The sequence below is a fragment of the Acidovorax sp. Root219 genome, assembly GCF_001428665.1.
GTDB lineage: Bacteria > Pseudomonadota > Gammaproteobacteria > Burkholderiales > Burkholderiaceae_C > Acidovorax.
Map to the genome: position 1 here is coordinate 85,997 of NZ_LMIJ01000010.1, position 14,939 is coordinate 100,935.

A 14,939-nucleotide genomic window follows, 5' to 3' on the forward strand; every position below is an offset into this window, starting at 1 on the left:
CCTGCAGGATCGGACTATTCAGAGCCTGGCTTGCGCCTGGCCCTCGGGTGTGCCGCATCGTACACCTTGGCCAGGTGCTGAAAATCCAGGCGCGTGTAGACCTGAGTGGTGGTGATGTTGGCGTGGCCGAGCAACTCCTGCACGGCCCGCAGGTCACCGCTGGACTGCAGCAGGTGGCTGGCGAACGAATGGCGCAGCATGTGCGGGTGCACGGGGGTGGTCAGCCCGGCCTGCTGGCTGCGCTGGCGCAGGCGCAGCCAGATGGACTGTGCCGTGAGCCGCGCGCCGCGCTGGCCCAGGAACAGCGCGGCATCCATGCGCGCCGATCCGCCGCCGCCGAAGGGGCCGGCGCGCAGCGCCAGCCAAGCCTGCAGGGCCTCCAGGGCCGAGCGGCCCACCGGTACGCTGCGCCGCTTGCTGCCCTTGCCGAACACATGCGCCTCGCCCGCCTGCAGGTCGATCCAGCCGCGGCCCTGGCGCTGGGTTTCGGCACTGGGCACGGCATCAAGCCCCGCGAGCTCGCCCACGCGCAGACCACAGCCGTAGAGCAGCTCCACCATGGCGGCGTCGCGCGCTTCCAGCCACGGGTCGGCGCCGGTGTTGTCGAACTCGGCCAGGCGCACGGCGTCGTCCACGCCCAGTGCCTTGGGCAGGGGCTTGGGCGCCTTGGGCGCGCGCACGTCCTGCACCGGGTTGTGTGGCACCAGGCCCTGGCGCCCGGCCCAGATGAAAAAGCCGCGCCAGCCCGAAAGGATGAGCGCAATGCCGCGCCCGCTGCGCCCGCCACTGTGCATCTGCGCGACGAAGCGGCGGATGTGCGCCGTCTGCAACTGCAGCAGGGGCAGGCCCACGCCGGCTGCGAACTGCGCCAGCTTTTCGAGGTCCAGCGTGTAGAGCGTGAGCGTGCGCGCCGCCAGGCGCTTTTCCACGCGCACATGCTCCAGGTAGCGCAGCACCAGCGGGTCTGGCGCCAAGGTGCCGGGCTCAGGGGCGACGGGTGCGGTGGTGGTCACGTGCAGCCGTCCGCCAGCAGGTCAGCGCAGGCGCACCAGCGCCGAGCTGGCCAGCTCGGCAATGCGCGAAAGGAATTCGGTGCCCATGGTGGCATCGAAGCGCTGGGGATCGTGCGAGCCCAGCACCAGCAGCCCGAAGGCCGGAGTGGCGCTGTCGATGGCGCCCTGGCGCAGCGGCAGCAGGGCCAGCGACTGGGCCTGCACGCCATCGATTGCGCTGAGCCAGCCGGCGGGCTCGAAGCCCAGGTTGGGGCCGCAAAAGGGCATGGTCAGCGACGAAGCGAACGCCCGCGCGTCCTCACTGGCGCCCTGGGCGAAGTCGGCATCCACGTAGGGGCCGGCCACTTCCCACACGCGCACGGTGGCCTGGGGCACGTCGAACAGGGAGCGGATGCCCTCCACCACTGCTTCGGGCAGGTCGAACGGGTCCTTGACCTGCAGCAGTGCGCTGGTCCACTGGTGCACCTTGGCCGCAATGGCGGTGTTCTCACCGCTGTTGCGCACCATGTCCATCACGCGGTGCTCCAGACCCTTGATCTTCTCGCGCAGCATCTCGGCCTGGCGCTCCTGCAGGCTCACGGCGCGCGCGCCGTGGGGGCTGGTGATCTGCACGCTGGCCAGGACCTCGGCGTGGCGCTCGAAAAAGCCGGGGGTGTTCTCCAGGAACTGGGCGATGTCGTCTTCGGTGATGGGCGGGATATGGGTGCTGGGATTGGTCATGCTGCGTCCGGAATGTCGATCTGGCCTTCGAATACGGTGGTGGCCGGGCCGGTCATGAAAAGGGAATCGGTGTCCTCGCCGCTCCAGGCGATGGTCAGGCGCCCGCCGTGCATGTCCACATGCACCTCGCTGTCGAGCAGCCCCAGGCGGATGCCGGCGGCCACGGCCGCACAGGCGCCCGAGCCGCAGGCCAGGGTCTCTCCGGTGCCGCGCTCGAACACCCGCAGGCGCACATGGCCGCGGTCCACGATCTGCATGAAGCCCGCGTTCACGCGCTCAGGAAAGCGCGAATGGCTCTCGATCAACGGGCCCCACAGGCCCACGGGGGCCGTGTCCACGCTGTCCACCAGTTGCACGGCGTGCGGGTTGCCCATGGAGACCACGGCCACCGGCACGGTGACGGAGATGCCCTGCACGTCGAACGCCAGGGGCCAGGTGCGGCCATTGCCCTGCACCGTAGGGGCCAGGGCCGCGGTATCGAAAGGCACGCGGGGCTCGTCGAGCACGGGCACGCCCATGTCCACCGTGACCCGGCCATCGGCATTGAGCCTGGGCGAGAGCACCCCGCTGAGCGTCTGCACGCGGATGGTGTCCTTGGTGGTCAGGCCCTTGTCGTAAACGTAACGCGCAAAGCAGCGCGAGCCGTTGCCGCACTGACCCACCTCGCCGCCGTCGGCGTTGTGGATCACGTATTCGAAGTCGATGCCCGCGGCAGGCGAGGGCCGCACGGTGAGGATCTGGTCGGCGCCCACGCCGAAATGGCGGTCCGCCAGGTAGCGGTACTGGCCGGCGGTGAGATTCAGCCGCGAGCGGGTCTCGTCGAGCACGACGAAGTCGTTGCCCGCGCCCTGCATTTTGGTGAAGTGGATCTTCATGCCCGGATTATCGTCGGTGCAGGGCCGGCCTTGTCAGACACCGTGGCAATGGCAATACCCCCATCCGGCACAGGGCGGCCAAGCGGTTTAGGCTAACGCGTCTTTGAAAACAACGAACGAGGAGCCCATGGCAGACATTTCCGCTTTCCCCATCACCCGCAAGTGGCCCGCCCAGCACCCCGACCGCATCCAGCTGTACTCGCTGCCCACGCCCAATGGCGTGAAGGCCTCGATCGCGCTCGAAGAACTGGGCCTGCCCTACGAGCCGCACCTGGTGAGTTTCGAGACCAACGACCAGACCTCGCCCGAGTTCCTGTCGCTCAATCCCAACAACAAGATCCCCGCCATCCTCGACCCCGACGGCCCCGGCGGCAAGCCACTGGCGCTGTTCGAGTCCGGTGCCATCCTCATCTACCTGGCTGACAAGACCGGCAAGCTGGTGCCCCAGGACGCGGCCGCCCGCTATGAAACCCTGCAGTGGGTGATGTGGCAGATGGGCGGCGTGGGCCCGATGTTCGGCCAGCTCGGCTTCTTCCACAAGTTTGCCGGCAAGGACTATGAAGACAAGCGCCCGCGCGACCGCTATGTGGCCGAGTCCAAGCGCCTGCTGGGCGTGCTGGACCAGCGCCTGGCCGGACGCCAGTGGGTGATGGGCGACACCTACACCATTGCGGACATCGCCATCCTGCCCTGGGTGCGCAACCTGGTGGGCTTCTATGGCGCGGGCGAGCTGGTGGAGTTCGACCAGTTCAAGGAAATCAAACGCGTGCTGCACGCCTTCGTGGCACGCCCGGCCGTGGCCAAGGGGTTGAACATTCCCGCGCGCGGCTGAGCGATCGAGCTCAGCCCATTCTCTCCTGGAGAAAGTCCAGGAAGCACGCAATGCGCGCGGCCAGCTGCGTGTTGCGGTAGTACACCGCATTGATGGGCTGGCGCACGTCCACCGTGTCGCGCGCCAGCACCTGCACCAGGCGGCCGGCCTCGCGGTCGCCTGCGGTCATGAAATCCGACAGGCAAACCAGCCCCACATGTTCCAGCGCCAGCTGGCGCAATGTTTCGCCGCTCGACGCGGTGAGGCTGGGCACGATCCGCCATTCGTCTCCGTGCGTGCCGCGCAGCGGCCAGCGGTTGAGCGACTCTGGCTCGTTGAAGCCCAGCAGCGTGTGCCCGGAGAGTTCGGCCACGCCCTTGGGCTTGCCGGCGCGCGCCAGGTACTCCGGGCTGGCCAGCACGCGCAGGCGGCTGGTGCACAGGGGGCGCGCGTGCAGGGTCGAGTCCTGCAGCCGGCCTATGCGGATGGCCACGTCCGTGCGCTGCTCCAGCAGGTCGATGTACATCTCGTCCGTATTGAGCTCCAGCGTGATCTGCGGATAGGCGGCTCGGAACGCCGGCACCAGCGGCACCACGGCGTGCAGCATGAAAGGCGTGGCCGCATTCACGCGCAGCCGGCCGGCGGGCTGCTGGCGGCGTGCCGCCATGCTTTCCTCGGCATCGTCGATGGAGGCCAGGATGGCGCGCGTGCGCAGCAGGAAGGCCTGGCCCTCCTCGGTCAGCTCGGTGCGGCGCGTGGTGCGGCGCAGCAGCGTGGTCTCCAGCTTCTTTTCCAGGCGCCCAAGGGCACGGCTGATGCCCGAAACCGTCTGCCCCAACTGGTCCGCCGCCGCCGTGATGGAGCCGCCGTCGACCACGGCCACGAAGGCCTGCAACTCTTCCAGGGTGGATTTCATGGGCGCAATGCTCGCCGATTGTTGATTCCAAATCAACTATCTATGGCGTAGAACCCTCTTTTTCTGCAAGGCTGCAAACCCGACACTTCCCTGCATCTACACAGGAGTGTTTCCATGCCCATTGCCTTGCTCGCGCTGACGCTCAGCGCATTCGCCAGCGGCACGACGGAGTTCGTGATCGTTGGCCTGCTGCCCACCGTGGCGGCCGATCTGTCCATCAGCATCCCTTCGGCGGGCCTGCTGGTGAGCCTGTATGCCCTGGGTGTCGCCGTCGGCGCCCCGGTGCTCACCGCGCTGACCGGCAAGCTGCCGCGCAAGGCGCTGCTGCTGTCGCTGATGGCGCTGTTCACCGCCGGCAACCTGCTGGCCTGGCAGGCACCGAGCTATGAATCGCTGGTGGCCGCGCGCATCCTCACCGGCCTGGCGCACGGGGTGTTCTTCTCCATCGGCTCAACCATCGCCACCGGTTTGGTGCCGCGCGAGAAGGCGGCCAGCGCCATTGCCATCATGTTCACCGGGCTCACCGTGGCGCTGGTCACCGGCGTGCCGCTGGGCACCTTCATCGGCCAGCACTTCGGCTGGCGCGAGACCTTTTTGGCCGTCTCGGCCCTGGGCGTGGTCGCCTTCATCGGCAGCGCACTCTTCGTGCCGCGCAATATCGCCCATACCCCACCCGCCTCGCTGCTGCAGCAGGCCAAGGTGCTGGCCGAGCCACGCCTGCTGCTGGTCTATGCCAAGACGGCCATCGGCTACGGTGGCACCTTCATTCCCTTCACCTTTCTTGCACCCATCCTGACCGACATCTCGGGGTTCAGCGCCGGTGCGGTGGGCTGGGTGATGCTGGTCTACGGCGTGTCGGTGGCCGTGGGCAACATCTGGGGTGGCCGGCTGGCCGACCGGCTGGGCCCGATCCCGGCGCTGCGCATCGTGTTCGCCCTGCTGGCCGCCGTGCTTTTGCTGCTGCAGTTCACCGCGCCGCACCCCTGGCTGGCGCTGGTGACCGTGCTGCTCTGGGGCGCCGTGGCCTTCGGCAATGTGCCGGGGCTGCAGGTCTACGTGGTCAAGCAGGCCGAGCGCTTCACGCCGCAGGCGGTGGACGTGGCCTCGGGCCTGAACATCGCCGCCTTCAACCTGGGCATTGCCGGTGCCGCCTGGGCCGGTGGCCTGATCGTGACGCACCTGGGCCTGATGCACACGCCCTGGATCGGTGCCGTGGTGGTGCTGGGCTCCCTGGCCCTGACGCACTACAGCGGCGTGCTGGACCGCCGAGCCGGCATCCCCGTGCGCTCCAGTGGCCCGGTCCCCGTCGGCCACTGATCACCTTCTTTTCCTGCACATCCACACGGAGTCTTTCTTCATGCATTCTTCTACCATCCCCGCCTTCGGCCTCGGTACCTTTCGCCTCAAGGACCAAGTCGTCATCGACTCGGTGCGCAACGCGCTCGACCTGGGTTACCGCGCCATCGACACCGCGCAGATCTACGGCAACGAGGCCGAGGTCGGCCAGGCCATCGCAGAAAGCGGTGTGCCACGCAGCGCGCTGTTCCTCACCACCAAGGTCTGGACGGAGAACCTGGCGGCGGACAAGCTCATCCCCAGCCTGAAGGACAGCCTCGCCAAGCTGCGCAGCGAGCAGGTGGACCTGGCGTTGATCCACTGGCCTTCGCCCAGCGGTGCCGTGCCCGTGGCCGAGTTCATGGGTGCACTGGCCGAAGCCAGGGCCCAGGGCCTGGCGCGGCAGATCGGTGTCTCCAACTTCACCGTGGCGCTGATGCAGGAGGCCATTGCCGCCGTGGGCGCGGGCGCCATCGCCACCAACCAGGTTGAGCTGCACCCCTACCTGCAGAACCGCAGCGTGGCCGACTTCGCGAGAAGCCAGGGCATCCCCATCACCTCGTACATGACGCTGGCCTACGGCAAGGTGCTGAACGACCCGGTGATCGAAGCCATTGCCCGCGCGCATGGGGGCACCACGGCCCAGGTGGCATTGGCCTGGGCGCTACAGCTCGGCTACGCGGTGATCCCCTCGTCCACCCGGCGCGAGAACCTGGCCAGCAACCTCAAGGCGCAGCAGCTGCGCCTTACCGATGCCGATATGGCGCAGATCGCCAGCCTGGACCGTGGCGGCCGCCTGGTCGACCCCGACGGCCTTGCCCCTGCCTGGGATTGACCGATCCTCTCAGCCGGTCACCACGCGCACGAAGGCCGGCACCACCCCCAAGGCATCGTCGCGCCGCTGCAGCGCATGCACGTCGGCACGCGGTGCCCTGGCCCCCAGGGTCTTGAGCACCACGCGGGCGCCGAACAGGCTGCCGAGCGACGACGGCACCAGCGCCACGCCCAGCCCTGCGGCCACCAGGCTCAGCAAGGCCGCCAGCTCCACCGTGGTCTGCGCCACCCGGGGCGCAAAGCCGGCCTGCACGCAGCACTGCACCATGTGCTCGGCGTGGGCCGATGAATCGCGGCGCAGCATCACGAAGGCCTCGCTGCGCAGGTCCTTCAGGGCCAGCGCCTTGCGCGCCGCCAGCGGGTGGCCGGGCGGCAGGGCCGCCACCACGGGGTCGGGCCACAGCAGGGTGCTCGCGAGCTGGTCGTCGTTGACCGCCGTGCGCGAAATGCCCACGTCGATGCGCTTGTCGCGCAGGGCCGCCTGCTGCAGCGAGGGCTGCATCTCGTGCAGCACCACGTCCACGCCCGGGTGGCTGTGCCGGTAGCGCGCCAGCGCTGCCGGAAACGGCCCGAGGAAATGCGAGCCCGACAGCCCCACCTCGATGCGCCCCGCCTGCCCCTGGCCGATGGCCGCCACGCGCTGGCGCGCCGTGTCCAGCCGCTCCAGCACCGCACGCGCATCCACCAGGTAGGCCTGGCCTGCCAGCGTCAGTTCCACACGCCGGCTGGTGCGCACGAACAGCTGGGCGCCCAGCTCCGCCTCGAGTTGCGCGATCTGCAGGCTCAGCGGCGGCTGCGACACATGCAGGCGCTGCGCGGCGCGCGTGAAGCTCAGCTCTTCGGCCAGGGCGATGAAGTAACGCAGGTGCCGCAGTTCCATTGATACTTTTCAAGTCTTGATCAAGACCAACAATATATTGGACTGTTGGTTCGCTTGTTTCCACAATACCCTGACTACAACATCCAGGCGGAGACAAACATGACGATCAAGCACAGCCTGCTGGCTGCCACGCTGGCCCTTTCGGGCCTGGCCACTGCGCAGGACAACTTCCCCAGCAAGGCCATCACGCTCACGGTGCCCAACCCGCCCGGCGGTGTGGTGGACACCTCGGCCCGGTTGCTCAACGAACCCCTGGCGCGCGTGCTCGGCCAGCCGGTGGTGATCGACAACAAGGCGGGCGGCAGCGGCAACGTGGCCTACGGTGCGGTGGCCCGCAGCAAGGCCGACGGCTACAACCTGCTGATCTCGTATTCGGCCTACCATGTGGGCAACCCGGCGCTCTCGCCCAGCCTGCCCTGGGAGGCCAAGGATTTCGCGCCCGTGGCCCTGCTCACCGTGGCCACCAACGTGATTGCGGCCCACCCTTCGGTACCGGGCAACAACCTCAAGGAGTTCATCGCCTACCTCAAGGCGAACCCCGGCAAGGTCAACTACGCATCGCAAGGCAATGGCTCGCTCTCGCACATCGGCACCGAGATCTTCAAGCAGCAGAGCGGCACCTTCATGACCCACATCCCCTACCGCGGTTCGGGCCCGGCCGTGGCCGACGTGCTGGCCGGCCAGGTGCAGGTGTTCATCACCACGCCGCCCTCCGTCATGCAGCATGTGGTCAGCGGCAAGCTCAAGGCCTTTGCCGTGACCGGCACCAAGCGCCACCCGGGCCTGCCCAACGTGCCGACAGTGGCCGAGGCCGGCATGCCCGACTTCAAGCTCGAAGCCTGGGTGGGCCTGTTCGCCCCGGCGGCCACGCCACCGGCAGTGATCACCAAGCTCACGGCCGACGTGAAGAAGGCCCTGGAGATGCCCGAGACGCGCCAGCGCGCCGACGCCGCCGGCATCGAGCTGCGCTACCTGCCACCCGATGCGCTCGGCGACCTGGTGAAAACCGAGACCGCCTACTGGGCCAAGACCATCAAGGGCGCCGGCATCAAGGCCGACTGACCCGCCAAAGACTCTCCCTGCGTGATCCCGTCCCCGGCGCCTCCAGCGCCGGGCAGGCAGCGCTTTGCCATTTTTCCCTGAAAGACCGCCATGCAACGCACCTACCGCATCGGGCAGATCGTGCCCAGCTCCAACACCACCATGGAGACCGAGATCCCCGCCATGCTGCGCGCCCGCGAGCAGATCCTGCCCGAGCGCTTCAGCTTCCATGCCAGCCGCATGCGCATGCAGAAGGTCACCCAGGAAGAGCTGGCCGCCATGGACCGCGACTCCGACCGCTGCGCACTGGAACTTTCGGATGGAAAGATGGACGTGATGGGCTATGCCTGCCTGGTGGCCATCATGAGCATGGGCCTGGGCTACCACCGCACGTCCGAGCGGCGGCTGCACGATGTCACCGTGGCCAACGGCAAGCCTGCGCCCGTGGTGTCGAGCGCTGGCGCGCTGGTCGAAGGCCTGAAGGCCATGGGCGCGAAGAAGGTTTCCATCCTCACGCCCTACATGAAACCCCTCACCCAACTGGTGGTGGATTACATCGAACACGAAGGCATCGCCGTGCACGACAGCCTGTCGCTGGAGATCGCCGACAACCTGGAGGTGGGCGCACAGGACCCTGCGGCACCGGCGCAGATCGTGCAGCGCCTGGACACGCGCGGCGTGGACGTGGTGGTGATCTCGGCATGCGTGCAGATGCCCTCGCTGGCATCGGTGCAGGTGGCGCAGGACCGGCTGGGCATCCCCGTCGTGTCGGCTGCGGCTTGCACCACCTGGGCCATGCTCAGGCGCCTGGGGCTGGAGACCCGGGTGCCCCATGCCGGCGCCCTGCTCTCGGGCAAGTACTGATCCGCGGGAAAGCCCCGCGCTTTCCCGCATGACGCGCCCGGCAGGCTGCGGTCAAAGCCGGATAATGGGCCCATGCCCCGCATCAGCCAGCAACTCCATCCCCACCGCGAACCCGTTCCCACCCGCCTGGCCGCCACCGTGCTGCTGCTGCGCGACGCCGAAGGCGACGGGGCGCTGGAGGTGCTGATGACGCGGCGCTCGCCCAACGCGAGCTTTGCCCCAGGGGCCTACGTCTTTCCGGGCGGCGGCATCGATGCGCTCGATGCCCAGTCGCACCAGGTGGCGGACCGCCGCCCGGCCCAGAGCGACCTGCACCTGACCCAGGCGATCGCCGCCATCCGCGAGAGCTTCGAGGAACTGGGCGTGCTGCTGGCGCGCCACGCCGACGGCCGCATGGCCGATGCCGACGACATTGCCGCACTGGACCGCAGCGCGCCATTTGCCGCGCAGTGCGAAGCCCGGGGCCTGCGCCTGGCGGCCGACAGCGTGTACCTGCTGGCCTACTGGACGGCCGACCGCGACCTGCCGCGCCGCTTCGAGGTGCCCTTCCTGGCCGCACGCATGCCCGAGGGCCAGACCCCGGTGGCCGACGAGGCCGAGCAGTTCGAGCCCGTGTGGGTGCGCCCGGCCGACGCACTGGCGCGGCACGAGGCAGGCCAGTTCTTCATGATCTTCCCGACCATCCGAACGCTGCAGCGGCTGGCGAAATTCAAGAACACCGACGCCGTGCTCGGCGCCCTGGCCAATGAACAGCCCCTGTGGGTGAGCTGCCCGCGCGCCGGCCTGCTGGGTGGCAAGGAAGCGCGCTACATGGAAGACGAGATGCCGTTCGGCGAACTGGCGCTGGTCTGCCCCGATGGGCAGATCGTGCACCCGCTCGACTGGCAGACCGACCACCCCGTGCCCCTGCTCAAGAACGTGCAGCGCCTCACGGCCCCCAATTCGGGTGTGATGACCGGCCCGGGCACCAACAGCTACCTGGTGGGCGACCCGGCCACGGGCTATATCGCCATCGACCCCGGACCGGCCGACCCCGAGCACCTGGAGAAGCTCTGGCGCGCCGCCGGTGGCGACATCCGCTCCATCGTCTGCACACACTCGCACCCCGACCACTCTCCCGGCGCGGCGCCGCTGCAGGCACTGTGCGTGCAGGCCGGGCAGCCGGCGCCCCCCATCCTGGGCCTGCGCTCGGCCCCCACAGCCCGCGTGGCCAGCGCCTTCACGCCCGAGCGCGAGCTGGCCCATGGCGAGCGCCTGGTGCTGTCCGCCCAGGTGGGCGATGCCGCCACCAGCCACACCCTGCAGGTGGTCCACACCCCCGGCCATGCGGCCAACCACCTGTGCCTGCTGCTGGAGGAGGATGGCCTGCTGTTCAGCGGCGACCACATCCTCAACGGCAGCACCACGGTGGTCGACCCGCCGGACGGCAACATGGCCGACTACCTCGATTCGCTGGACGCGCTGGACGCGGCCTGCGAGAAGCAGGGCGTGAACTTCATCCTGCCCGCGCACGGCTACGTATTGGGCGAGGCGCGCAGCGCCATTGCCCGCCTGAAGGCCCACCGCCTGGCGCGCGAGGCCAAGGTGCTGGCCGCCATGCAGGCCCTGCCCCAGGGCAGCATGGACGACTGGGTGCGGCACGCCTACGACGACGTGCCCCCGCGCATGTGGCCCGTCGCCCAGCGTTCGCTGCTTGCACATGTAGAGCGCATCCGCGCCATGGAACCCGGTAATGACTGAAAAAAACCCTGAAGCCGGCCATGTCCGGCTGGCCAAGCGCGTGGCCGAGCAGCTCAACTGCTCGCGCAGCACGGCCGAACAATTCATCGAGGGCGGCTTCGTGAGCGTGGAGGGCGCCGTGGTCGAGGTGCCCGGTGCGCGCGTGGCACCGCACCAAAGCGTGGCGGTGGACCCCGATGCGAGCCTGCTGGAGCTGACCCCCGTCACCCTGCTGCTGCACAAGCCCGCCGGTTTCGAGGCCGGCCTGGGTGCGCCGGGGCAGGCCGGCGCCGCCCATGCGAGCCGTAGCCAGGGCGCGACGCCCGCCGTCACGCTGCTGGCCCTCGCCTCGCACCTGCCCGAGGACGCCTCGGGCATTCGCGTGCTGCAGCGCCATTTTCGCCAGCTCGAATGCTTCACCCCCCTGCCCACAGAGGCCAGCGGCCTGGTGGTCTATACCCAGGACAAGCGCATTGCACGCAAGCTGGCCGAGGACATCGAATCGCTGGAGCAGGAATGCATCGTGGAGGTGGCCGGCGAGATCGCACCCAACGGCCTGCAGCGCCTGTGCCACGGCCTGTCATTCAATGGCCGCGCGCTGCCCCCCATCAAGGTGAGCTGGCAGAACGAGACGCGGCTGCGCTTTGCGCTCAAAGGCATCCGTCCGGGGCAGATTCCGGCCATGTGCGAGGCCGTGGGCCTGCGCGTGGTGGCCATCAAGCGCATCCGCATCGGGCGCGTGCCACTGTCCAAGGTGCCCGAGGGACAGTGGCGCTACCTGCAGCCCTGGGAGCGATTCTGAACGGCACTCGCTAGCTATCAAAAGGTGAGCAATAGGTGTTTTGAGGGAAGGCGATCCGCCACAGGCCGCTGATACACTGCCCTCCATAACAGGAGGGAGTCCATGGACCATCAGCAATCAGGGGCAGGAGCGGCGCCCGTCTCGAACTTCGCGCAGGAGATCGATGCGCATCCGCTTGAATTCACCGGCAGCGGCGGCGAGTACTTCCGGGTATGGATCGTCAACGTGCTGCTGACCATTCTCACGCTGGGCTTCTACACCCCCTGGGCGCGCCGGCGCACCGCCCAGTATTTCTATGGCCACACCCTGGTGGCCGGCAGCCCGCTCGAATTCACGGCGCAGCAGCGTCGGATGGTGATGGGCTTCGTCATGCTGGTGATGATCACCATCGCCTACAACATTGCCGTCAACACCGGGCAGGACACGGCGGTGTCCCTCTTCCTGCTTGCCGGCGCCCTGCTGGCCCCGTTCATCTGGGGCAGTGCCATGCGCTTTCGCCTGGGCTCCACGCGGTGGCGCGGCCTGCGCCTGCAGTTCACGGCCTCCTGGCGCGAGGTGTACGTGGCCAGCTGGCCCGTGTTCGCCATCGCCCTCGTGTGGATCGGCGTGTTCTTCGGCATCCAGTACCTCGCGCCCGAATCGGCCGGGGCGCTGCAGGAGCTGGCTGCCGACGAAAGCGGCGAGGCCGACCTGCCGACCATGACCGCCGCCATCTGGGGCCTGGTGGTGCTGGGCCTGCTGCTGTCGGTGCTGTGCTTCATCCGCCTCGAATACAACTACAAGAGCCTGCTGGTGCTGCGCGCCCAGGTAGGGGCCGAATCCGGTCGCTGGAAGCCCGTGTACATGGATTTCATCAAGGTCTGGGCGGCCACGGTGGCCGTTTTCCTGCTGTTCGTGGCGGGCATCTCGGTCGGCCTGGCGGTGCTGGCGGGGGGCTCGTTCGCGCTCATCGCCGGCCTGAAGGACAAGTGGGGGGCCCTGATTTTCGTGGTCTTCGCGGTGGCGTTCATCGCAGGCATCTTCCTGATGTTCCTGGCCTCGGCACCCGCACGCGCCTACCGCGAGGCGCGCATGTTCCAGCTCATGTGGGACAACATCGGCCTGAGCCAGGTGGCCCGCTTCAAATGCCAGCTGCGCACGGGCCGCTACGTGCTGCTGCGTATCAAGAACCTGTTCCTGACCCTGCTCACGCTGGGCCTGTACCGCCCGTTCGCACGGGTCAGCGAGTATCGCATGAAGGTCGAATCCGTGACGCTGCACGTCAAGGGTGGCGTGGACCAGGTGGCCGGTGCCATGGTGCGCCAGCAGCAGCAAGGCGGCATTGGCGATGCGCTGGCCGACGCGGCCGGGCTGGACCTGATCGGCTGATGAACGCCCCCCTCTCCCCTGCTGCAACACCCACCGGTACCCTGGTGCCAGGGCGCTGGTTCGATGGGCTGAGCAGCCAGGCCAGGCCGGTGCTCGTGGGCCTGCAGCCCTCGCCCAAGGGCCCGTCGCTGGCGCTGCACCCGCTGTCCCAGCCTGGTGCGGCCCCCACCGTATTCCCCTGGGGCGAGGTGGGCTGGCCCGAGGCCTGGAGCGAGCGCCGCCCGCAGCAGCGGGTGGTGGTGGACCTGCACGACCAGGGCAGCCTGGAGATCGACGCCGTGGCCCAATGGCATGCTGCGCTGGCCGAGGCGGGTGCCCGCCCCAGCCTGGCCGAGCGCATGCAGACGCGCTGGCCCGTGCTACTCGGCGTCACAGCGGTCGCCATCGTCGGACTGACCCTGTTCTACCGCTACGGCACGCCCTGGGCGGCCACGGAACTCACGCGCTTCGTCCCCCTGTCCTGGGAAACCAGCGTGGCCAGCAATGTGCTCACGCAGATGGACAAGGGCACGCTCAAGCCGAGCAAGCTGCCCCAGGAGCGCCAGGCCGCACTGAAGGCACGCTTCGACACGCTGGTGCAAGCGTTGCCCACCCAGTTGCAGCGCTACCCTGGCTACGCCCCCACCTACACGCTGTCGTTCCGCTCCGGCATGGGGGCGAATGCCTTCGCCCTGCCTGGCGGCACGGTGGTGATGACCGATGGCCTGGCCAAGGCGGCAGAGAAGAAGGGACTCAGCGACGACGCCCTCATCGGCGTGCTGGCCCACGAGATCGGCCACGTGGCCAACCGCCACACCACGCGCATGGTGGTGCAGCAAGGCGTGCTGCAGATGGGCATGGGGCTGGCGCTGGGCGACGTGTCGGGCATCGTCTCCACCGGCGCATCGGTGCTCACCGGCCTGGCCTACAGCCGCAACCACGAGCGCGAGGCCGACTGCTTTGCCATCGCCGTCATGTCCCATGCGAAGCTGCCCACGGCGCCCATGGGCAAGCTGCTGCTGGCCATTGCGCAGGACGAGGACGATGAGGAAAAGGCGGCCAAGAAGAAGGCCGCCACCGCAGCCAAGGAAGGCGCCAGCGCACCGGCCGAAGGCTCTGCATCCACCACCGCAGAACCCAAGGCGCCGGAGGCACTGGACCCCGTGTGGTCCTTGCTCAGCAGCCACCCCGACACCGTGGAGCGCGCCACCGAACTGGAACAAGGGCATGCCTTGCACTGCCCCAAGCGGGGTTGATCAGCGTGTCGCCTGCACAGGGCAGGCCTGAGCAGCATTGACGACTGCCGTCGCCGCGGATTTGAATTCAAAAGTGTGAAGCGCGCCGATAAGCCGGATTCTGTGCACCGCAGTTGCCTGCGGCGTGACCGCCATTACTCTGGGCCGGGTGTCGCCACCACGGCTCGATGCTACCTACCCGCCAACTCTGCGGAACCACATCAACGTTGGCCTACTTGGTATTGCTGCGCGTAGAGATTGCCCGTTTCACCCCAAACAGGCTGCGGGCATGCCCGCTGCCTGTTTGGGGTGGCTGTTCGGACCTGGCTTTCGCCAGGTTCGGACAGCTCTCGCTGTCCTCTCGCCAGCTTACGCTGGCGCCTCACAGAACACCTCGTACAGGCACCTGTCTAGACTCGTCTCTGTTGCTCTGATCCTCACCTCACGGTGGGCAGCCGTTAGCTGCTACGCTGTCCTGTGCAGTCCGGACGTTCCTCCAGTGCCTGGTTTCCCAGATTGCACCAGCGGCGGTCTGGCGCGCTTCACG

At 68.3% G+C, this 14,939-nt stretch carries 14 protein-coding genes and 1 other RNA gene; 9 read left to right on the forward strand and 6 right to left on the reverse strand.

Annotated features, from left to right (window positions below; genetic code table 11):
• Positions 1 to 14 precede the first annotated feature (14 nt).
• Genes ASE28_RS08780 through dapF form a run of 3 tightly spaced genes read right to left on the reverse strand, consistent with a single transcriptional unit; the run spans position 15 to position 2,608 of the window.
• Entirely contained in the window at positions 15 to 1,013 is a 999-nt protein-coding gene (locus ASE28_RS08780; RefSeq protein WP_057266266.1) for a tyrosine recombinase XerC, read from the reverse strand.
• 21 nt (positions 1,014 to 1,034) lie between these two features.
• A complete protein-coding gene (locus tag ASE28_RS08785) occupies positions 1,035 to 1,733 on the reverse strand; it encodes a DUF484 family protein (RefSeq protein ID WP_057200144.1) in 699 nt (232 codons plus the stop codon).
• A complete protein-coding gene (dapF, locus tag ASE28_RS08790) occupies positions 1,730 to 2,608 on the reverse strand; it encodes a diaminopimelate epimerase (RefSeq protein WP_057266268.1) in 879 nt (292 codons plus the stop codon). Before dapF ends, ASE28_RS08785 begins: the two co-directional genes overlap by 4 nt.
• A 127-nt stretch (positions 2,609 to 2,735) precedes the next feature.
• Between dapF and ASE28_RS08795 the strand changes: the two genes are divergently transcribed.
• A complete protein-coding gene (locus ASE28_RS08795; RefSeq protein WP_057266270.1) occupies positions 2,736 to 3,440 on the forward strand; it encodes a glutathione S-transferase N-terminal domain-containing protein in 705 nt (234 codons plus the stop codon).
• Between the two features lie 10 nt (positions 3,441 to 3,450).
• On the opposite strand, the gene ASE28_RS08800 is transcribed toward ASE28_RS08795, so the two are convergent.
• Positions 3,451 to 4,335, reverse strand: a complete 885-nt coding sequence (locus tag ASE28_RS08800) for a LysR family transcriptional regulator (protein WP_057200141.1) — start codon at positions 4,333 to 4,335, stop codon at positions 3,451 to 3,453.
• 114 nt (positions 4,336 to 4,449) lie between these two features.
• Between ASE28_RS08800 and ASE28_RS08805 the strand changes: the two genes are divergently transcribed.
• Complete coding sequence (locus tag ASE28_RS08805; protein ID WP_057266273.1) at positions 4,450 to 5,652, forward strand: MFS transporter; 1,203 nt, start codon at positions 4,450 to 4,452, stop codon at positions 5,650 to 5,652.
• A 40-nt stretch (positions 5,653 to 5,692) separates the two neighbouring features.
• Positions 5,693 to 6,505, forward strand: a complete 813-nt coding sequence (dkgB, locus tag ASE28_RS08810; protein ID WP_057200251.1) for a 2,5-didehydrogluconate reductase DkgB — start codon at positions 5,693 to 5,695, stop codon at positions 6,503 to 6,505.
• A gap of 9 nt (positions 6,506 to 6,514) precedes the next feature.
• On the opposite strand, the gene ASE28_RS08815 is transcribed toward dkgB, so the two are convergent.
• The gene (locus tag ASE28_RS08815; RefSeq protein WP_057200139.1) at positions 6,515 to 7,384 is read right to left on the reverse strand and encodes a LysR substrate-binding domain-containing protein; all 870 of its coding nucleotides are present in this window, start codon (positions 7,382 to 7,384) and stop codon (positions 6,515 to 6,517) included.
• Positions 7,385 to 7,483: 99 nt separating this feature from the next.
• Between ASE28_RS08815 and ASE28_RS08820 the strand changes: the two genes are divergently transcribed.
• The 6 genes from ASE28_RS08820 (at position 7,484) to ASE28_RS08845 (ending at position 14,413) form a co-directional block, all read left to right on the forward strand.
• Entirely contained in the window at positions 7,484 to 8,446 is a 963-nt protein-coding gene (locus ASE28_RS08820; protein ID WP_057266275.1) for a tripartite tricarboxylate transporter substrate binding protein, read from the forward strand.
• 90 nt (positions 8,447 to 8,536) lie between these two features.
• Positions 8,537 to 9,289, forward strand: a complete 753-nt coding sequence (locus tag ASE28_RS08825; RefSeq protein ID WP_057266277.1) for an Asp/Glu racemase — start codon at positions 8,537 to 8,539, stop codon at positions 9,287 to 9,289.
• A gap of 72 nt (positions 9,290 to 9,361) precedes the next feature.
• Positions 9,362 to 11,029, forward strand: coding sequence for an MBL fold metallo-hydrolase (locus ASE28_RS08830; RefSeq protein WP_057266279.1), 1,668 nt, complete (start codon positions 9,362 to 9,364; stop codon positions 11,027 to 11,029).
• Positions 11,022 to 11,810: an rRNA pseudouridine synthase gene (locus ASE28_RS08835; RefSeq protein WP_057200135.1), complete on the forward strand. Its 789-nt coding sequence runs from the start codon at positions 11,022 to 11,024 to the stop codon at positions 11,808 to 11,810. Before ASE28_RS08830 ends, ASE28_RS08835 begins: the two co-directional genes overlap by 8 nt.
• Positions 11,811 to 11,912: 102 nt before the next feature.
• Positions 11,913 to 13,178, forward strand: coding sequence for a YjgN family protein (locus ASE28_RS08840; RefSeq protein WP_057266281.1), 1,266 nt, complete (start codon positions 11,913 to 11,915; stop codon positions 13,176 to 13,178).
• Entirely contained in the window at positions 13,178 to 14,413 is a 1,236-nt protein-coding gene (locus ASE28_RS08845) for a M48 family metallopeptidase (protein ID WP_057266283.1), read from the forward strand. The genes ASE28_RS08840 and ASE28_RS08845 overlap by 1 nt, the downstream gene beginning before the upstream one ends.
• A 73-nt stretch (positions 14,414 to 14,486) precedes the next feature.
• On the opposite strand, the gene rnpB is transcribed toward ASE28_RS08845, so the two are convergent.
• Positions 14,487 to 14,936: RNase P RNA component class A (gene rnpB / locus ASE28_RS10805), an RNA gene on the reverse strand.
• Positions 14,937 to 14,939: the final 3 nt, after the last annotated feature.